The 18,606-nt window shown below is 69.9% G+C and carries 19 protein-coding genes and 1 pseudogene; 8 read left to right on the forward strand and 12 right to left on the reverse strand.

Going from position 1 to position 18,606, the window contains the following annotated elements; all coding sequences use genetic code 11:
- The 3 genes and pseudogenes from HUX53_RS14355 to HUX53_RS14365 form a co-directional block, all read right to left on the reverse strand.
- Nucleotides 1–239, reverse strand: a pseudogene (locus tag HUX53_RS14355) (hypothetical protein); the annotation flags it as partial.
- Nucleotides 236–778: a M48 family metallopeptidase gene (locus tag HUX53_RS14360; RefSeq protein WP_176403683.1), complete on the reverse strand. Its 543-nt coding sequence runs from the start codon at nucleotides 776–778 to the stop codon at nucleotides 236–238. The pseudogene HUX53_RS14355 and the gene HUX53_RS14360, both read right to left, overlap by 4 nt.
- A 161-nt stretch (nucleotides 779–939) precedes the next feature.
- A complete protein-coding gene (locus HUX53_RS14365; protein WP_176403684.1) occupies nucleotides 940–1,728 on the reverse strand; it encodes an enoyl-CoA hydratase/isomerase family protein in 789 nt (262 codons plus the stop codon).
- A 264-nt stretch (nucleotides 1,729–1,992) separates the two neighbouring features.
- Here HUX53_RS14365 and HUX53_RS14370 point away from each other — a divergent pair, with 264 nt between their 5' ends.
- Entirely contained in the window at nucleotides 1,993–3,342 is a 1,350-nt protein-coding gene (locus HUX53_RS14370; RefSeq protein ID WP_309237218.1) for an AarF/ABC1/UbiB kinase family protein, read from the forward strand.
- 243 nt (nucleotides 3,343–3,585) lie between these two features.
- On the opposite strand, the gene HUX53_RS14375 is transcribed toward HUX53_RS14370, so the two are convergent.
- From HUX53_RS14375 to HUX53_RS14395, 5 genes are all read right to left on the reverse strand, one after another.
- A complete protein-coding gene (locus HUX53_RS14375; protein ID WP_176403685.1) occupies nucleotides 3,586–3,759 on the reverse strand; it encodes a hypothetical protein in 174 nt (57 codons plus the stop codon).
- Nucleotides 3,760–3,850: 91 nt separating this feature from the next.
- Nucleotides 3,851–4,129, reverse strand: coding sequence for a WhiB family transcriptional regulator (locus tag HUX53_RS14380; RefSeq protein ID WP_117400278.1), 279 nt, complete (start codon nucleotides 4,127–4,129; stop codon nucleotides 3,851–3,853).
- Nucleotides 4,130–4,252: 123 nt separating this feature from the next.
- Nucleotides 4,253–4,582: a hypothetical protein gene (locus HUX53_RS14385; RefSeq protein WP_176403686.1), complete on the reverse strand. Its 330-nt coding sequence runs from the start codon at nucleotides 4,580–4,582 to the stop codon at nucleotides 4,253–4,255.
- A gap of 210 nt (nucleotides 4,583–4,792) precedes the next feature.
- Nucleotides 4,793–5,665, reverse strand: coding sequence for an acyl-CoA thioesterase II (gene tesB / locus HUX53_RS14390; protein WP_176403687.1), 873 nt, complete (start codon nucleotides 5,663–5,665; stop codon nucleotides 4,793–4,795).
- Between the two features lie 303 nt (nucleotides 5,666–5,968).
- Nucleotides 5,969–8,035 (reverse strand): ATP-dependent DNA helicase UvrD2, encoded by a 2,067-nt coding sequence (locus HUX53_RS14395; protein WP_176403688.1) that lies wholly within the window; start codon nucleotides 8,033–8,035, stop codon nucleotides 5,969–5,971.
- Nucleotides 8,036–8,171: 136 nt separating this feature from the next.
- Here HUX53_RS14395 and HUX53_RS14400 point away from each other — a divergent pair, with 136 nt between their 5' ends.
- Nucleotides 8,172–8,456, forward strand: a complete 285-nt coding sequence (locus tag HUX53_RS14400; protein ID WP_176403689.1) for a mycoredoxin — start codon at nucleotides 8,172–8,174, stop codon at nucleotides 8,454–8,456.
- Between the two features lie 245 nt (nucleotides 8,457–8,701).
- Here HUX53_RS14400 and nudC read toward each other — a convergent pair whose 3' ends face one another.
- Nucleotides 8,702–9,610, reverse strand: a complete 909-nt coding sequence (nudC, locus tag HUX53_RS14405; protein ID WP_176403690.1) for an NAD(+) diphosphatase — start codon at nucleotides 9,608–9,610, stop codon at nucleotides 8,702–8,704.
- Between the two features lie 20 nt (nucleotides 9,611–9,630).
- Nucleotides 9,631–11,016, reverse strand: coding sequence for a dipeptidase (locus tag HUX53_RS14410; protein ID WP_309237219.1), 1,386 nt, complete (start codon nucleotides 11,014–11,016; stop codon nucleotides 9,631–9,633).
- A 110-nt stretch (nucleotides 11,017–11,126) separates the two neighbouring features.
- Here HUX53_RS14410 and HUX53_RS14415 point away from each other — a divergent pair, with 110 nt between their 5' ends.
- Nucleotides 11,127–11,402: a DUF4031 domain-containing protein gene (locus HUX53_RS14415; RefSeq protein WP_176403691.1), complete on the forward strand. Its 276-nt coding sequence runs from the start codon at nucleotides 11,127–11,129 to the stop codon at nucleotides 11,400–11,402.
- On the opposite strand, the gene HUX53_RS14420 is transcribed toward HUX53_RS14415, so the two are convergent.
- Nucleotides 11,392–12,000, reverse strand: a complete 609-nt coding sequence (locus HUX53_RS14420; protein ID WP_176403692.1) for an HD domain-containing protein — start codon at nucleotides 11,998–12,000, stop codon at nucleotides 11,392–11,394. The genes HUX53_RS14415 and HUX53_RS14420 overlap by 11 nt on opposite strands.
- 157 nt (nucleotides 12,001–12,157) lie before the next feature.
- On the opposite strand from HUX53_RS14420, the gene HUX53_RS14425 reads away from it, so the two are divergent.
- The 5 genes from HUX53_RS14425 (at nucleotide 12,158) to HUX53_RS14445 (ending at nucleotide 18,232) form a co-directional block, all read left to right on the forward strand.
- The gene (locus tag HUX53_RS14425; RefSeq protein ID WP_176403693.1) at nucleotides 12,158–13,312 is read left to right on the forward strand and encodes an ATP-grasp domain-containing protein; all 1,155 of its coding nucleotides are present in this window, start codon (nucleotides 12,158–12,160) and stop codon (nucleotides 13,310–13,312) included.
- Between the two features lie 116 nt (nucleotides 13,313–13,428).
- Nucleotides 13,429–14,889: an IucA/IucC family protein gene (locus HUX53_RS14430; RefSeq protein WP_309237220.1), complete on the forward strand. Its 1,461-nt coding sequence runs from the start codon at nucleotides 13,429–13,431 to the stop codon at nucleotides 14,887–14,889.
- Nucleotides 14,880–16,490 (forward strand): IucA/IucC family protein, encoded by a 1,611-nt coding sequence (locus HUX53_RS14435; protein WP_176403695.1) that lies wholly within the window; start codon nucleotides 14,880–14,882, stop codon nucleotides 16,488–16,490. Before HUX53_RS14430 ends, HUX53_RS14435 begins: the two co-directional genes overlap by 10 nt.
- Nucleotides 16,487–17,563 (forward strand): alanine racemase, encoded by a 1,077-nt coding sequence (locus HUX53_RS14440; protein WP_176403696.1) that lies wholly within the window; start codon nucleotides 16,487–16,489, stop codon nucleotides 17,561–17,563. The genes HUX53_RS14435 and HUX53_RS14440 overlap by 4 nt, the downstream gene beginning before the upstream one ends.
- A gap of 102 nt (nucleotides 17,564–17,665) precedes the next feature.
- Nucleotides 17,666–18,232, forward strand: a complete 567-nt coding sequence (locus tag HUX53_RS14445; RefSeq protein ID WP_176403697.1) for a dihydrofolate reductase family protein — start codon at nucleotides 17,666–17,668, stop codon at nucleotides 18,230–18,232.
- On the opposite strand, the gene HUX53_RS14450 is transcribed toward HUX53_RS14445, so the two are convergent.
- On the reverse strand, nucleotides 18,233–18,493 hold the full coding sequence (locus tag HUX53_RS14450; protein ID WP_255205245.1) for a hypothetical protein: 261 nt from the start codon (nucleotides 18,491–18,493) through the stop codon (nucleotides 18,233–18,235). It abuts the gene before it with no gap.
- Nucleotides 18,494–18,606: the final 113 nt, after the last annotated feature.

The following is an 18,606-nucleotide window of genomic DNA, read 5'->3' on the forward strand; positions in this document are numbered from 1 at the left end:
AGATGTGTATAAGAGAAGGCGATCGGGGTGCCCGGCCAGGTGACCGCCTCGGCGTCCGGCTGGTCGGGCGGGTCGAGGACGAGCGCGGGCGTCACCAGTTCGAGGCCGGCGACGACCTCGTAGGTGTCCTCGAGCAGCGCGAGCCGGAACTCGTCGGGGTCGACGCCCGGTGGAACGTTCCCATGGCGTGGGGACGCGAGCACCGCGGCGAAGCGGGTGGCGGCTCCGGGCACCGTCACCCGGCGACCTCGTGCGGGTACTCGCCGCCGGGGTGCAGCCCGTCGCCGTGGTGCATGCCGTCCTCGGCCTCGGGCGCGTCCGCCTCAAGCGGCAGGTGCGCGGCGGCGGCGACGCCCTCCAGGTAGCCGCGGGCGCGGTCGGCCTTCGGGTAGGCGCCGACCAGCTCCCAGAAGTCGGCGCCGTGCCCGGGGATGAGCAGGTGCGCCAGCTCGTGGACGAGGACGTAGTCGACCACCCAGCCGGGCATGCCGCGCAACCGGGTGGACAGCCGGATCGTGCCGTCGTCCGGGGTGCAGGACCCCCAGCGGCTGCGCTGGTTGGCGACCCAGCGGACGCTGACCGGGTCGGCGCGGCCGTCCAGGTAGCGGCGGGACAGCTCGCGGGCGCGCGACTGGAGGTCGGCGTCGGTGGGCCGCCTGCGGCGTTCCCGCTCCTCGAGCCGTTCCAGAATGGTCGCGATCCACTGTTCCTCTTCGGCCTTGCTGAGCCTGGACGGAACCATCACCACCACCTTGTCGCCGTCACGGTAGGCGGACACGGTTCGCCTGCGTCTGGCGCTCCGGCGAACCTCAACGTTAGGGGGCACGCCTGAACCGTACTCGAAAATTTGCCTCCGCCAAAGGGGGTGTTTGACGTTACCGCAGGTCAGGCCCTATGTTTTGACCATCCCTCGGGGCCGGTGAAATCTCCGCCGGAGGTTTACTCGCCGGTGAATTGCGGGCTGCGCTTGTCCCGCTGTGCCGCCAGTCCTTCGATCATGTCGCGGGACGACATCGTGACCGGCTGCGCGAGCGACTCCCAGCGCAGCGCCGATTCCATGTCGGCATGGCCGCCGCCCGCCAGGGCGACCTTGGTGAGCCGGGTCGCGATCGGCGCCTGCGCGGCGACCTTCGCGGCGATATCGAGCGTTTGGTCCAGTACGTCCGGTCGCGGGAAGGCCTGGTTGACGAGCCCGTGCGCCGCCGCTTCGGCGCCGGTGAGGACGCGTCCGGCGAGCAGCATCTCGCGGGCCAGGGGGAGGCCGGCGACCTCGGGGAACAGCCAGGTCGCGGCCATGCCGGGGTGCAGCCCGAGCGCGGTGAACGGGGCGAGCAGCTTGGCGTCGCCGGCCGCGTAGCGCAGGTCGCAGGCGAGGGCGAGGCACAGCCCGGCGCCGACGGCGTGCCCGTTGACGGCGGCGATCGTCGGCACCTCCAGGCCGCGGATCAGCAGCCACGTCCGGTAGAACTCCAGCATCCGGTCGCGCAGCGGCGGGACGGCGACGGCGTTGGTGTCGGCCAGCCAGGAGAGGTTGCCACCCGAACTGAACGCGCTGCCGACGCCCGTGACCACGACGCAGCGCAGGCCGCCGTCGGCGCGCAGGCCGTCGATCGCCGTCTTCCAGGCGGCGGTCATCTCGTCCGACATCGCGTTGCGGCGGCCGGGGTCGTTCAGCGTGAGGACGGCGACCCCGTCGGGACGGCGTTCGACCAGCAGCACATCGGACATGCCCCGCACGCTACCGAACCCCGCTCGGCCTACGCGCCCCGCACCCTGCCGAACCGCGCTCTGCCCGTGCTCTCGTCCCCGCAACACGTCCCGCACGCTACCGAATGTCGCTCGGCTTCCGCGTCCCGCACTCGGGCGCGCCGCCGTGAGAAAGCGCACACTTACCACGTCATCGCAGGTCACAAGGGTGGGCCGGTTTCGGCATCGGCGATACTTGGTGGTGGTTGTGGCGTGAACGACACCCGATCACCGACAATGTACGGCGTGAGCGATCTTCCCCGCCGCGCGGTGACGCGGTCAGCAAAGCTGGCGTCCCTCCCCATCGGCTTCGCGGGGCGCACCGCGCTCGGCGTCGGGAAGCGGACCTTCGGCAAGCCCGCCGAGGCCGTCGCGATGGAGATCCAGACGCGGACCGCCGAGCAGCTGTTCAAGGTGCTCGGCGAGCTCAAGGGCGGGGCGATGAAGCTCGGCCAGATGCTGTCGATCTTCGAGGCGGCACTGCCGCCGGAGATCGCCGGCCCGTACCGGGCCACGCTGACCAAGCTGCAGGAGGCCGCTCCCCCGCTGCCGGTGTCGACCGTCCACGGCGTCCTGGAGGAGTTCCTCGGCGAGGACTGGCGCGACTACTTCGAGTCGTTCGACGACAAGCCGGCCGCCGCCGCGTCCATCGGGCAGGTGCACCGGGCCGTCTGGCACGACGGCCGCGCGGTCGCGGTGAAGGTGCAGTATCCGGGCGCCGGCAAGGCACTGATCAGCGACTTCAACCAGCTCGCCCGGCTCGGCCGGCTGTTCGGCGTGCTGATGCCGGGGCTGGACGTCAAGTCGATGCTCGCCGAACTCAAGGAGCGGGTGGTCGAGGAGCTCGACTACACGATCGAGGCCGAGTCCCAGTCGCTGTTCCGCGCGGCGTACCTGGACGATCCCGACTTCTACGTCCCCGAGGTCATCGCGCAGTCCGGCAACATCCTGATCACCGAGTGGATGGACGGCACCCTCCTCTCGAAGATCATCAGCGACGGCGACCAGGACACCCGGAACCACGCGGCGCTGCTGTACTGCCGGTTCCTGCTGTCCGGGCCGAAGCGATGCGGGATGCTGCACGGCGACCCGCACCCGGGCAACTTCCGCCTGCTGGAGGACGGCCGGCTCGGCGTCCTCGACTTCGGCGCCGTGGACCGCATCCCCGGCGGCTTCCAGAAACGGCTCGGGCTGCTGCTGCGCATCGGCACGATGGCCGACATCGACGAGATCGAGGACGCCCTGCGCCGCGAGGACTTCATCCGGGAGGGCGTGGAGGTCGACGCCGAGTCGCTGCAGGCGTTCCTCGCCCCGGTCACCGAGCCGTTCGTCACCGAGACGTTCAAGTTCAACCGGGAGTGGCTGCGCGACATGGCCGCCCGGGTCACGGACCTGCGTCCGTCCAACGTCGTCAGGCAGCTGAACCTGCCGCCCGAGTACGTGATCATCCACCGGGTGCTGTCGGCGGGCACCGGCGTGCTGTGCCAGCTGGACTGCGAGATCCCGGCCCGCGCCGAGTCCCTGAAGTGGGTGCCCGGCTTCGCCGACGACGAGGACGGCAGTGTTGACTGCGGCGCCCTTAGCGTCAGGCCCTAGAGGGCCTTCCTTCGGCGGGCGCCGCGCGCGATCGCTGCATCGCTCCGACTCGCCCAGAGGCTCGCTGCGCGATCAGGTTCTCGCAAGCTCGAACCTGCCTTCGGACGCGATCGCAGCGGCCGGGGTCGTTGACGGCTGAGCCGGATGGCTGATGGAGGTGCGAACTGTCCGACGGGCCCGCGCACTGATGATGTGCGCGGGCACCGTTCTTCACGCGTCCGGTATGCAGCACCGAACGGTCGGTCAGTCCCGGTACGCGACCCGCGCCGTTGGGGCGAGGAGGACGCGGCGCACGCGGGACGCCCTCGTCTGGGCTTCGCGCCGTGCCCGCCGGAGGGCCCGCACGCGGGCGGCCAGCTCGTCGGGCACGGTCACGGGTATTCGTTCTCGGGCGAGGTCCTGGCTGAGCATCGTCATCTCGTTCTCCCCGGCGGCCCGGAGGCGCGGTCCCCGCGTGGGAACCACGCCTCCGGGGTCGATTCGGCCGATCATGGCGGGCAGCACTGCCTCACACCGTCACTTCGTCCGGCCGCGGGTGCTTGCGCGGGCGGCCGCGCGGCCGCTTGCGCGGCACGATCACGCCGCGGACGAAGAGCTCGCCGCCCCAGACGCCCCAGGGCTCCTTGCGCTCGAGCGCGCCGGCGAGGCACTCCTTGCGGAGCGGGCACTCCAGGCACAGGGCCTTGGCGAGCTCGACGTCGGCGGGAGCCTCGGCGAAGAACAGCTCCGGGTCGGTCCGGCACGGAAGCGTGAGGTCCTCCTCGCTGATCGCGAGGGCCCCCTGCATCACAGTCACCCTTGTTCCTCTCGTTGGATCTCAACGTGGTGTTTCGGTGGGTTGTCCGGGCAAAGAAGAAGGCCGCGGATCCGGTGTCTGGATCCGCGGCCTGGGGGCTTGCCGGTTGTCTTGCTAGACCGGTCGCCTCCAGGGGGACGGACCCGACACGCCACCCTTGACGGTGGCGCCCATGTGGGCCGTGGCCGGAGCCGGGACGTTCGTGTCCTCGATGAGGTGTTCGGAGACACTCCGCCCCTGGTCGTCCTGGATCAGCTGCTCGAATCGCAGGCCGCGCGCATCCGCGCGCCGCCACTCGCGCAGCCGCCCGCCGAGCGCCTGGAGATAGGCGCCGGGCATGGAGCCGCGGGAGGTCGAGACGCCGTGCACCGAGACACAGGGCATGGAGGCGCCAGGGACGGCAGCGGTCCAGGAGGACGCGGATTTGATCAACGTGTTGCTCACCGGGCTGCACACCACCTCTCTGGCTCCTCGGGCCGGGGGCCGGCGGATCAAGATCCACACGGTCGGCCGGTTGATTGCTCGCGACGAGCGTACGGGGATCTCGCCGAATCAAGCAAGATATTTTTGACCTGCGGTTTTGTGGGTGACTTCACCCTTTTCCCAGCGAACCCGCCCCGCCTCGCCAGCGTCGAAGCTCACGGGAGGCCTCGCTCAGCGCCTCGGCTCGTCCGAGACCCGCACGAGACCCTCCTGCATGACGGAGACGACCAGTTCCCCCGACCGGGTGAACACCTGGCCGCGCGCGAGGCCGCGGGCGCCGCCGGCGAACGGCGTGTCCTGGTAGTACAGCAGCCAGTCGTCGGCGCGGAACGGCCGGTGGAACCACATGGCGTGGTCGAGGCTGGCGCCCATCGTCCGCTTGTCGCCCCAGGCCAGGCCGTGGTTGAGCAGGACGGTGTCGAGCAGCGTCATGTCCGAGGCGTAGGTCATCAGGCAGACGTGCAGCAGCGGGTCGTCCGGCAGGTCGCCGTCCACTTTCAGCCACACCTTCGACTCGGGGGTGGCGAGCGACGGGTCCTTGGCCGCCTCCCACGTCAGCGGCGTCGCGTGCCGGATGTCGAACGGGCGCCGCGTGACGAACTCGCGCGCACCGACCTCGCCGAACACCGGCGTGAGGCGCTCCAGGCCGTCCGGCAGCGTCTCCGGCGCGGGCGCGTCCGGCATCGCGGCCTGGTGGAACGGGCCGTCCTCGGCGATCTGGAACGACGCCGACAGCGTGAAGATCGCCTTGCCGTGCTGGACGGCCATGACCCGCCGCGTCGTGAACGACCGCCCGTCCCGCACCCGGTCGACCGTGTAGACGATGGGGACGAGCGGGTCGCCGGGCCGGATGAAGTAGGCGTGCAGCGAGTGCACGGGCCGGTTCGCGGGGACGGTGCGCCCGGCGGCGACGAGCGCCTGCCCGGCCACCTGACCTCCGAAGACGCGCTGCCGCCGCTCCTCGGGGCTGCGGCCGCGGAAGATGTCGTTCTCGATCTGTTCGAGGTCGAGCAGGTCCAGCAGACCCTTCAGCGATTCCTTCACGCCGGCCAGTCTTCCGTATCGCCCGAAGTGACCGCGATCTCACCCCACGGACACCAGCCCTCCGCCCACCCCCACGTGATCCGAATCTCACGCGGGCCTCTACAGACGAGCGAGGTTCCCCAGTCGTCAGCATCCGCAGAGCGCGAGAACGGCGCCGCAGCAGCGGCCGGGCTTGACCGTCACCACTACCAAACTGCGGTCAGATGCACACGGCGTCAGTAACCGCAGAGTGTGAGGACGGCATCGCCGCAGCGGACGGGCTTGGCCTCCCTACTCCGAGGCCGTGGTCGAATGTGCGCGGTGTCAGTAGCCGCAGAGGGTTAGGACGGCTTCACCGTAGCGGTCTAGTTTGACCTTTCCTACTCCTGGGATTCGGGCCAGGTCTTCCAGGGACTCGGGGTTGTGTTCGGCGATCGCCTGGAGGGTGGCGTCCGTGAAGACGACGTAGGCGGGGATCTTCTGGTCGGCGGAGACCTCTGCGCGCCATTCCTTCAGGGCGAGGAGGAGTTCCTCGTTCAGTTCGGAGGGGCAGTCTTCGCAGCGGCCTAGCTTGCGTTCGACGGCGGCGGTCAGCGGGCGGCCGCATACACGGCAGGGCTGCGGGCCCTTGGCGGGGCGCCGTTTCGTGCGGTCGGCGCGGGGCGGCGTGTGAGTGGTGGTCTTGCCGGTCAGGCCGTCCAGGAAGCGGGACGGGCGGCGGCTGTGCGCCCCGCCGGGCGAGCGTGACAGCGCCCACGAGAGCGCCAGGTGGACGCGTGCCCGCGTCACCCCCACGTACAGCAGGCGGCGTTCCTCCTCGATCTGCGCGGGCGTCTTGGCGTAGATGATCGGGAGCGTGCCCTCGGCCAGCCCGACGAGGAACACCGCGTCCCACTCCAGGCCCTTGGCCGCGTGCAGCGAGGCCAGTGTCACGCCTTCCAGGGGCGGCGCGTGCTGGGCGGCGGCGCGCTCCTCCAGTTCGGCGACGAAATCGGGGAGCCCGGCCTTCGGGTTGTCGGCGGCCATGTCCTCGGCGAGCTGGGCGAGTGCGGCGAGCGACTCCCAGCGCGCGCGGGCGGCGCCGGCGCCCTCGGGCGGCTGGTCGGAGAACCCGGCCCCGGACAGGACGTGCCGGACGGTCAATATCAGCCCCGTCCCGTCGGTTTCGGCGTCGCCGCCCGCCCGCGCCGCGCCGCGCAGCCGGACCACCGCCTCGCGCACCTCGGGCCGCTCGAAGAACCGCTCCGCGCCCCGCAGCACGTACGGGACGCCCGCCGCCGCCAGCGCCGACTCGTACGTCTCGGACTGCGCGTTGATCCGGAACAGGATCGCGATCTCCCGCGCGGGGACGCCCTCGTCGATCAGCTTGCGGGCCTGCCGCGCGGCGTCGTCGGCCTCGGCGACCTCGTCGTCGTACTCGTTGAACACCGGCTCGGGGCCGTTCTCCCGCTGGGCGGTCAGCTCCAGCTTGTGCCGCGCGCCCTTCGCCTGCCCGATCACCCCGTTCGCCAGCCGGACGACCTGTGGCGTCGACCGGTAGTCGCGGACGAGCTTGACGATCTTCGCGTCCGGATGCTCGCGGGTGAAGTCGAGCAGGTGGGACGGGGACGCGCCGGTGAACGAGTAGATCGTCTGGTTCGGGTCGCCGACGACGCAGAGGTCGTCGCGGTCGCCGAGCCAGGTGTCGAGCAGCATCTTCTGCAGCGGGTTGACGTCCTGGAACTCGTCCACCACGAAGTACCGGTACTGCTCGCGGACCTGGTTCGCGACCTCCCGGTGCTCGGTGAGGACGGCGGCGGTCAGCTCCAGCATCCCCTCGAAGTCGAGCAGGTTGCGTTCACGCCTGAGCTGCTCGTACATCGCGTAGACGCGCGCGACGTCCACGATCTCGGCGGGCGCCTTCCGGTCGGCCTTGACAACGGCGGCCGGGTAGTCCTCGGGACGGTGCTGGGTGACCTTCGCCCATTCGATCTCGCTCGCGAGGTCGCGCAGCTCCGTCCGCGCGAACGACAGCCGGCACGCCCGCGCCGCGTCCGCGACGAGCCCGATCTTGGAGTCGATGATCTTGGGTGGTTCGCCGCCGACGACGCGCGGCCAGAAGTAGGTGAGCTGCCGCAGCGCCGCCGCGTGGAACGTCCGGGCCTGGACGCCGGGCGCGCCGAGTTGCCGCAGCCGGCTGCGCAGCTCCCCCGCCGCCCGCGTGGTGAACGTCACGGCGAGCACCCGCTGCGGCGTGACGACCCCGGTCAGCGTCGCGTAGGCGATCCGATGCGTGATGGCCCTGGTCTTGCCCGTCCCGGCGCCCGCGAGCACGCACACCGGCCCCTTCACCGCCTCGGCGACCGCCCGCTGTTCGGGGTCGAGTCCCTCCAGCACCGACTCAGCCAACATGCCCCCATACTCGCAGCCCGTCCCACCTGCCTCAGCCGATCCGCCACCTGTGGACAACGAAGGAATGCGCGGGGCGCGTCTACTGTTCTGCGGTAGGCACGGATTCGTCCGAACGAACGAGGGAGACGACGAAGCGATGGCGACGCCTTCGACCGCCCATGACCCGAGCGGTCAGCTCACCATGTACACGACCACCTGGTGCGGGTTCTGCCGCCGGCTGAAGAGCCAGCTCGCCCGGGACGGCATCGAGATGGTCGAGGTGGACATCGAGCGCGACCCGGCGGCCGCCGACTTCGTCATGAGCGTCAACGGCGGAAATCAGACTGTCCCGACCGTTCTGTTCCCCGACGGCACGGCCGTGACCAACCCGAGCGCCAAGGACGTCAAGCGCCGCCTCGCGGAAATCGCGAAGACCGCCTGATCCAGCCACGAAGAAGGCCCGCCGACCACGACCGGCGGGCCTTCTCACGTCACGCGTCAGGACGGCCGCCGTTGGTTGAGATCGCGAAGACGCTCAGGCCCTTGCGGAGAAGGCCCGGCGACCACAATCGGCGGGCCTTTTCTCATCCCCGCGCGTGCGGGGAGCAGTGGTACGGCGGCGAACTCCCCGAAATGCCCGCCGGGTGATTCCCCCGTGCGCGGGGAGCAGGCTGCCTTCTGTATCTGTCAGAAGTCTTGCATTCGCGGGAGGTCTCCGCCGTACCAGCGCATGATTAGTTGGGCGGCTATGGACAGGGGGCCCGGGGCGACGATTTCGCCGGTGTCTATGGCCGTGCGGAGTTCTTCGCGGGTGTACCAGGCGGCGTCCAGGATTTCTTCCGGGTCGGGGTTCAGGGGGACGTCGCCGTCCGCCCGCGCGGTGAAGCCGAGCATGAGGCTCTGCGGCAGCGGCCACGGCTGGCTGCCGAGGTAGTGGACGTCCCGGACGGCCAGCCCGACCTCTTCCTTCACCTCTCGCGCGACGGCCTGTTCGAGGGATTCGCCCGGTTCGACGAAGCCGGCGAGGATCGAGCGGCGGTCGGCGGGCCACTGCGGGCCGCGGGCGAGCAGGATGCGGTCCGCGTCGTCCGTCACCAGCATGATCACGGCGGGGTCGACGCGGGGGAAGTGCTGGGAGACGTCCTCGGGGCAGACGCGCACGTGACCGGCGGACGTCACCCGCGTCTCGGTGCCGCAGCGCGGGCAGTACCGGTTGGTGTTGTGCCAGTGCTCCAGCGCGACGGCGTGGGTGAGCAGGCCGGAGTCGCGGTCGCCGAGGAGGGCGCCGACGCGGCGGAGCCCGGCGGACTCGGTCCCCTCGATGGCGGGCGGCGGGCCGGACACGCCGAAGTAGACGGTGCCGTCGTCGTCCGCGCCGAGGAGCCAGCGTTCACCGGACGGCGCCTGGTCCGGTGGGACGAGGACGAGGGCGGCGCTGGGCTCGTACGTCACGAGCGACCGTCCGTCCTGGATGACGAGGACGCGCGTCTTCGGATCGTTCCAGGCGGTGTCCAGCCAGGCGTCGTCGGTGCGGTTCAGCGCGACCCGGTCGAGCGTTCCGCGCGCGAGCGCGAGCCATTCGAGGCTTTCTGTCACAAGTGCTCCTTCCCGGTGTGTCAGCGCAGCGCGGCGGCGAGTTCTTCCCACAGGTACGCGGCGGCCTCGGCGCCCTTGAGCAGCAGCGGGATCTCGACCTTCTCGTTGGGGGCGTGGATGCGGTCGCCGTTCAGCCCGACCGCGACGAAGATCAGCGGCGCGTCCAGGATGTCGGCGAGGTCGGCTTCGGGGCCGCTGCCGCCCTCGCGGGTGAACAGCACCTCGGTGCCGAACGCCCGCTCCATGGCGCGGCGCGCGGCGGCGACGCCGGGCGAGTCGATGGGCGAGAAGCACGGCCGGACGCCGCCGCCGGGGATGCGGACCTCGGCTTCCACGCCCGGCAGGGTGTGCTCGGCGACCCATGTTTTGAACGATTCCTGGACCTTGCCGGGGTCCTGGCCGGCGACGAGCCGGAACGAGATTTTGGCGTGCGCGTCGCGCGGGACGATCGTCTTGCCGCCCGGCCCGGTGTGCCCGCCCCACATGCCGTTGATCTCGGCGGTCGGGCGCGCCCAGATGCGTTCGAGGGTCGTGTAGCCCTTCTCGCCGTGCGCGGCACGGCTGTCGCCGGCGGTGCGGAGCCACTCGTCCTCGTCGAACGGGAGGCGCGCGAACAGCTCGCGCTCCTCGTCCGTCAGCGGGACGACGTCGTCGTAGAAGCCGGGCAGTGTGACGCGTCCCTCGGCGTCGTGCAGGGCGGCGAGCAACGTCGCCATCGCGTGCAGCGGGTTCGGGACGGCGCCGCCGAACGAGCCCGAGTGCAGGTCGCTGGACGGTCCGTGCAGCGTGACCTCGGCTTCGGTGAGCCCGCGCATACCGGTGCACATGGACGGGACGTCCGCCGCCCACATCGTCGTGTCGCTGATGACGACGGCGTCGCAGGCGAGGCGGTCGCGGTGGGTGCGGAGCAGTTCGGCGAAGTGCACCGACCCCGACTCCTCTTCGCCCTCCACCAGCAGTTTGATGGTCACGGGCGGGGCCTGCCGCCCGGACGCGGCGAGCAGCGCGCGGATGCCGAGCGTGTGGAAGAAGACCTGGCCCTTGTCGTCGGACGTGCCGCGCCCGATGAGCCGGTCGCCCTTCTCCAGGGGCTCGAACGGGGCGGTGTCCCACTCCTCCAGCGGCTCGACCGGCTGGACGTCGTGGTGGCCGTAGACGACGACGGCCGGCGCGTCCGGGTCGTCGGCGGGCCATTCGGCGTAGACGGCGGGCAGCCCGTCCGTCTCCCACGTCTCGACGGTCGGGAAACCCTGTTTGCGCAGGTGGGCGGCGAGCCAGTCGGCGGATTCGCGCACGTCGGCGGCGTGTGCCGGGTCTCCGGAGATGGACGGGATCGCCAGCCACTCCTTGAGATCGGCGACGAAACGGTCCCGTTCGGCCTGGATGTACCCGACTACGTCGTTCACCCGCATGCCCCTTCGCATGTGTGTTGTGTCGTACCGTTGCACCGGCTCCGCGCGGCCGTCACCGCCCGTGAGCTTACATCGGTGTAAACGACGTGTTAGGGGAAGCAGCTTTGATCCTCATCGATCCGCCGCTGTGGCCCGCGCGCGGTCGTGTCTGGTCGCACATGGTGAGCGACGTCTCGTACGACGAACTGCATGTGTTCGCCGCGGAACTGGGGATGCCGCCCAGGGCGTTCGAACGCGACCACTACGACGTCCCGTCCGAGTTGTATGAGGCGGCGGTGCTGCAGGGGGCTCAGGCGGTCGGTTGCCAGGAGTTGCTCTTGCGGCTCACCAAGGCGGGTCTGCGTCGACGTAAGGCGTACCACCCGCGCGTCATGCGCTGAGCAGCATCAGCTCTGTCCGGACGTTGTTGCGCGCGCGTTCCTCGAAGCGTTCGCGTGCGGCGGGTGTGTGGAAGAGCTTGAGGAGCGCCAGTAGACCGTTGAGCACTTCGGCCCGCCCGGCATTGAAGAACTCGTCGGGGACGAACGCGTACTCCTCTCGGACGGCGGCGGCGTAGACGGCGTACGTGTCGGGGTCCGCGCCGAGGATGGCGAGGTCCGCGTCGCACAGGACCTGGCCGTTGCGGTCGCCTTCGTCCGGTGCGTGCGTGGCGGTCAACTCCACCAGCCGGACGACCTCTTGGACGTCGTCGGACGCGAGGTCGGTGTCGGCGAGCATGCGGGCGGCGAGACGGGCGCTGCGCTCCTCGTTGTCGGCCCGCTCGGGGTCGTAGACGGCGTCGTGGAACCAGGCGGCGAGCCGGACGACGTCGGGGTCGGCGGCGTGCGCGGCCAGTTCGTCCACAAGGTCGAGGACGGCGGTCAGGTGCGCCCGGGTGTGGTAGCGGCGGTGCGGCTCGCCGTAGCGCTCGTCCAGCTCCGTCCCGATATGCCGGGTGTGAGGCCCCGCCAGCGCGACCCACCGGTCGACAAGATCCATGGCCCCATCCTGACGGACGGCCGCACGGGCCGGGACACGCGGTGCCGCCGTTCTTGCGTGCGCGGTGCCGCCCCGCCACTATGGTGATCACTGCGAGTTAGGCAAGGCTTACCTCACACTGCGCGGGCCGGCAAGGCCCGAGCTGGAAAGGCCGATCGTGGCCGCCTCTGTCCACCTGGTCGCCGGGAAGGCGACCGACTCGGTGACGTACGGGTTCCTGCCCGCCGCCGCGCGCCTGGGCCTCGGCGTGACGCTGCTCACCGACCGTCCCGCCGCCTACCGGTCCGGGCCGCACGCGTACGGCGGGCCGGTCGTCGAGTGCGACGTCTCCGACTTCCGGGACATCATCGCCCACGTCGGCGATGCGCCCTCCGCCATCTTCTCCAACAGCGACTTCCTGCAGGCGCCCGCCGCGCTGGCGGCCGCGTATTTCGGTCTTCCGGCCAAGGACTGGCGGGCGGCGACCCGCGCGAAGAACAAGGCCCTGATGCGCCGTCATCTCGCGTCCATCGACCCGGTTTTCTCCGCGGACGCACGCGAGGTGCCGGTCGATGCGCCGTATCCGCTCGTCCTGAAGCCGCGTGAGGGTGTGGCCAGCGAGGACGTGTTCTTGGTGCGGGACGGTGTGGAACTGGCCACCCGCGTCGGCGAGATCGCCGCTCGACGGGACGACCCGCTGGTGGCCGAGGAGTACCTGCCAGGGCACCTTCACACGTTGGAGACGCTCGGCGATGGGCGGGAGCTACGCGTGCTGGGCTCGTTCCGTACGACCCTCTCGCCGCCGCCGTTCTTCGTGGAGGAGCGCCTTGAGTGGACGGAACCGCCGCCAGAGACGCCGCAGGTTCTGCGTCAGTTGGAGGAGCTGGGCATCGGGTTCGGTGCATGCCATACCGAGTTCGTCGTCCATGAGGGCCGCGCGCGCATCATCGAGGTGAACTACCGGTTGATCGGCGACCACTGTGACTTCCTCTTGGCCGACCTACTGGGCATCCCGCTTTTTGAGCAGATTCTGCAGGTTCATCTAGGGGAACCGTTGCCGGGCCGGCGGGTGCCACGTCCGCGGCACGCCATCGCTGAGCCGGTCATCGCCGACCGCTCCGGCACGCTCACCTCGGCGCCCGGCCCACTCCGGGTGGAGGACGGCCCAGTGCAACTCTCCTACCGTCCACAGCGCACGGTAGGAGACTCGGTCGCGGTCACTCGCACCAACCGCGACTACCTGGGCACGGTGCGTGCGATAGGTCCCGGCCCGGACGAGGTCAACGCCGCCCTTGAACGCTTCCGCGCGTCCCACGACTGGACGATCACGTGACCGCCGATACCGAGGCGCCGTTGGCCGCCCGTGTTCTGGACGTGTTGCTGCGCGAGGACTACGGGGGCATACGCCGCTTCGTCCGAGACAGTTCGTTAGAACTACCGGGCCGATCCGTGCGCCTGCTGCAAGCGCGTCCCGTCTTCCTTGCCGAACTCGTCGTGGACCCTGGGCAGGACCTCAAACTGAGTGACGTCTTCCAAGTCGTCCGCACGGTGGCCGATCCGCGCGACGACACGGTGGCCTTCGAGCGGGAATGCCTGGACGCGCTGGCGGCCGTCAAGCTCCACGACGACGCACGCCCGGCCGTGCACCGGCGGCTGGCGCGCATCCCGGACGAGCTGCGGACCGGCCCAGGGACGTTCTACGAGACGCTGGCGGCCTACAACGACCATCCGGTGCACCCGACAGGGCGGGGCCGCGCCGGGCTGTCCATGGCGGATCTGAGCCGCTACGCGCCCGAATTCGCGCCATCGTTTCCGCTGCGGTGGGCTTCGGTGCGTGCCCCGGTGCTGACCGGCACGTTGCCGGAGTGGTGGCCGGTGCCGTCCGATGTGGGGCTGAGTTCGGCCGATGCACTGTTCCCCGTCCATCCGCTGGCGGCCCGGCAGGTGCAGGAGCACCCCGGCGCGACGCTGGCCCCTGAACCTTTTCTGCGGGTCGGCCCGACGCTGTCCATGCGCACCGTGGCGGTGCTGGGCACGCCGCTCGTCCACCTGAAGATGCCGCTGCCGACCAGCACCCTTGGCCTCCGGAATCGGCGCACCATCATGCCCGGCACTCTCCCGGACGGCGCGCTGGTCGAACGCATCCTGCGCCAGGTACTCCTGCATGAACCTGCACTTCCCGTCCTTCTCGCCGATGAGCAGACCTTCGGCCACGCCAATGACCCACTCCTCGCCTACCTGGTACGGCGTTTCCCACCGGAAACGGCGCGCGCGCACATCGTCCCGGTCGCGGCCTTACTGGCGGAGGCTCCCGGCGGGGGCTACGTCATCGAACGCTGGGACCTCGAAGACCTCTTCGGCACCTACCTGTCGGCACTGTTCGCGTGGAACGTCACGCTGTTCCGCTATGGCATCGCGCTAGAGGCGCACCAGCAGAACGTCGCCCTCGTCCTGGACGACACTTCCCCGTCCCGTCTCCTCATCAAGGACAACGACGGCGCGCTGATCGACCCGTCGCGGCTCAGGGACCGGGTTGCCCCGTCCCCAGCCACGGATCCACGCGACCTCATCGACCGCCGCATGACGACCGACGATCCCGACGCACTCGCCCGCGTGTTCGTCACCATCACGCTGCACCTGTGCGCCGGTGCGCTCGCCGCCGGCCTGGCGGAGCGCGGTCTGCTCCCCTGGCGCACCGGGCTCACGATGATCCGCGAGCGGCTCGACGGCGCGCTCGGCCCGGACGACGCGTTCCTGCGCTCGCGCACCCTCGACGCCGACACGCTGCCGGGCAAGGCCATGGTCACCGCCGGAACCCTCGTCGACAAGGCCAGGACCGGCGCGGCCGACATCAACAAGCACTACGGCCCGCCAGGGCCCAACTACCTACGGGACGCGACGTGCTGCTGACTGAGCTCTCACACCTGACCGGATCGGCGGGCGACGCCACCGCGACCGCGCTGCTCAACTGCCTGATCCGGGAGATCTGCGCGCCCGAGCAGCAGGTATGGCCGGACGGTGCGCACCTCGTCGCCCGCCTGCCGCGCGCGGGCGTCGTGCTGCGGACGGGCCTGGCCCGCCCCCCGGTCGGCCCCACCTACCGCCTGGCGCCGCCCTACGAGGAGCGACGCGAGGACGAGTGGATCCCGGCCTCCTGGGACAGGCTGGCGAACCTGGTCGCGGGCGAACTGGAACTCGCGACCGGCCGGCCCAACCCCGAGTTCCTCACCCAGGTGGACGACAGCCACACGGCCTTGGCCGCCATCCTTGCCGCACGAGGCGAACCCTCAGACGACCGGTACATCGCCTCAGAACAGGCCCTTGTGGCGGGACACCGTTTTCACCCGTCCCCGAAGTCCCGCCAGGGGGCACCCGGCGACTGGGTCCAGTACGCACCCGAGACCAGGGCTCGTTTCCGCCCGCACTGGCTGGCCGTCCCCGAGGAGTTCATCGCTGAGGAAGGGGAGCCGGACGCGTTCACGGCCCTGTCGTCCTACGGCCCCACTGCCCCGCCAGGCCGGAGACTGCTTCCCGTCCATCCGTGGCAGTTCTCCCTGCTCGCGGACAACGCCGTCCTACAGAAGGCCCTAGCCGACGGCCTCCTGCTCGACCTCGGCCCGTCCGACATGGAGGCGATACCGACCTCCTCCGTCCGGACGGCTTACCTGCCGGACGCGGACGTCTTCTGCAAATTCAGCCTGGACGTACGCATCACCAACTGCGTGCGCAAGAACGCCTGGTACGAGCTGACCGGGGCGACAGCCCTCAACGAGCTACTGCCGCCCATCTTCGAGAGGTTGAACTCGACGCTCCTCTCAGAGCCCGCCTACCGCAGCGTCACGCTCCCTGACCGCCGCCTCTACGAGGGCCTGGGGGTGATCCTGCGCGAGGGCATCAAATCCCTCCCCGGCACACCGCTCCTAGCGGGCGCCCTAACAGACCCCTACAACACGCTCCTTGCGGACCTGCCCGCCCTCTCAACCCCGGAAAGCGCCCGTGCCTGGTGGGACGCCTACGTAGCCCGAGTGGCACCGCCCGTTCTTCGCGCCTACCTGGAGCACGGCATCGTCCTGGAGCCGCACCTCCAGAACGTCCTCATCTGCGTCGACCCCAACGGCATGCCCATCCACGCCGCCTTCCGTGACCTGGAGGGCACCAAACTGACCGCCGGCCGCTGGAACCTGACCCATCTCCCACCTCGCGTGACCGAAAGTCTCACCTATGCGCCCGACCGAGGCTGGAACCGCGTCGTCTACTGCCTCCTGGTCAACCACCTCACCGAAATCGCCGCCGCCGTAGCCGACCTGCACCCACACCTGGAGCGAACGCTCTGGCAGGACGCGAGGAAGCACTTCGCCGTCCACGACCACCACTCCCAAGTCAGGGCTCTTCTGGCCGGCGTCCCATTGCCCGCCAAGGCGAACCTGCGCACTCGCTGGTCCCGGGTGGCCGACCGAGGCGCCACCTACGTCCCCACCCCGAACCCGCTAGCCGCACCCAAACCGCTATGAACGAACTCGCCCTGAACCTCGACACGTATCCGGCCTACATCTACGACCTGCCGGGCCTGGAAAACCACGTCAGAACAATCCGCGCCGCCGTGGGCCCCACGCAACTGTTCTACGCCGCCAAGGCCAACCCGGACGCCGAGATCCTCCGCGCCCTGGCGCCCCATGTGGACGGCATAGAGGTGTCATCGGGCGGCGAACTGGCACACGTCCGAAAAACCCTGCCTGACATACCGCTGGCCTTTGGCGGCCCTGGCAAGACACCCGAAGAACTACGCCTGGCCCTGACCGCTGACCGCATCCACGTAGAAAGCCCGAACGAGCTAAGAAATTTGGCCGCGCTGGGCCCCGCCGACATCCTCCTCCGCGCGAACCTCCCCTTGGACACCGCGAACGCTGCCCTAGCCATGAGTGGCCCCTTCGGCATGGACGAGGACGCCCTCAACGAATGCGCCCGCCTCCTGGCCGGCAACCCCAACCTCACCCTCCGCGGCATCCACGCCCACTTGGCCTCCGGCCTGGACGCCCGAACCATGCTCGACCTGGCCCACCAGATAGCCGAATGGGCACTCCCCTGGCTGAAAGCCCACGAAGTAGAAGAGCCCGAGTTGAACGTAGGCGGCGGCATGGCCGTCGACTACACGTCCCCCGAAACCCTCTTCGACTGGGAGACATACGCGACAGGCCTGCAATCCATCCCGGCCAAGGTCCGCATAGAACCCGGCCGAGCCATAACCGCCTACCACGGCTGGTACGTAACCGACGTCCTAGACGTCAAAACAACCAGAGGCGAAACCTACGTCATTCTCCGAGGAGGCACCCACCATCTCAGAACCCCGGTAACAAAGGGCCACAACCAGCCATTCAAGGTCCTCACCGCAACGGGCCCCACAAGCCCGGCGACCCTGGTGGGCCAGTTGTGCACCCCCAAAGACGTCTTCGCCCGCAACGTCCCCGTACCACCCCTGAACCCCGGCGACGTGATCGCCTTCACCATGGCCGGCGCCTACGCCTGGAACATCTCCCACCACGACTTCCTCATGCACCCCAAACCAACCTTCCACTACCTACGCTGAGCCGCCTCCGGAGCGCATGGCGCCGGCACCGATGAGTTCGCATGGTCACCAGGGTCCACACAGGACGGCATCTCATATCCCGACGAACCGGCAGGGAGAACCATGCGTGAACTGAGAGTCGACATGTTCAGCACCGTCGACGGGTTCGGTGGCGGCGGCCCGCGTCCGAAGGCGTATTGGGGCTTCGATGGCCCGGGGCTGTCCGCATGGATAGACGCGCAACTCGCCGAGGAGCACGTCACGCTCATGGGCGCGACGACGTACCGGCAGATGGCGGAGGTCGTCGCGAGCGGAGACGACCCGTCCTTCCCCCGGATGGCCGAGCTGCCCAAGGTCGTGTTCTCCAAGAGCCTCAAGCCGCCGCTGACGTGGCCGAACACCACGATCATCGACGAGCCGATCGAGACGGCCGTGCCCGCGCTGAAGGCCGAGGCGGACGGTCTGCCCATGCGCACCATCGGCAGCGCGTCCCTGGTGCGCAGCCTGTTCCGGCACGGTCTCGTCGACCGGGTCCGGGTGATGGTCTTCCCAATGATCCACGGCATGGAGGGGGAGGCCCCGGTCTTCGCCGAACTGCCCGCCGTCGACCTGGACCTGTCCGCCACCACCGTGTTCGACGACCGCCTCGTGCTCCTCGACTACCGCGTCGGCGGGGCGGTGGCACCGTGACTATCGCGGGTCGCCGTACCAGCGCCAGGACGTAAGGCGAGGACGGCCTGGGAGTTCGGCGCGGCCGGTGGCCCATAGGAGTGTCGGCCAGGGTTCGGTGTCGTGCGGCGCGTCTGGGAACAGACGCCCCAGTATCCGACGGCACAGACCGCCGGGCGGCTCCCACGGGAGCCCGAGCCCTTCGGCCAGGTCATGGGTGTGGACGAGGGTCTCCACGATCCCCATGGCGGCGAAACCCTCGGGGTCCGACCTGAGTTGCACAGTTTTAGTGTGTCAGCGCGTTGAGGATGGCTCGGGCGTCTGGGGTGATCTCGGGCTTGGCGGTGATCTGCTGGCCGGCCAGGCTGATCGTGACGTCTTGGAGCGGCCGCAGG

Source organism: Actinomadura sp. BRA 177 (genome assembly GCF_013372625.1).
Taxonomy (GTDB): Bacteria; Actinomycetota; Actinomycetes; order Streptosporangiales; family Streptosporangiaceae; genus Spirillospora.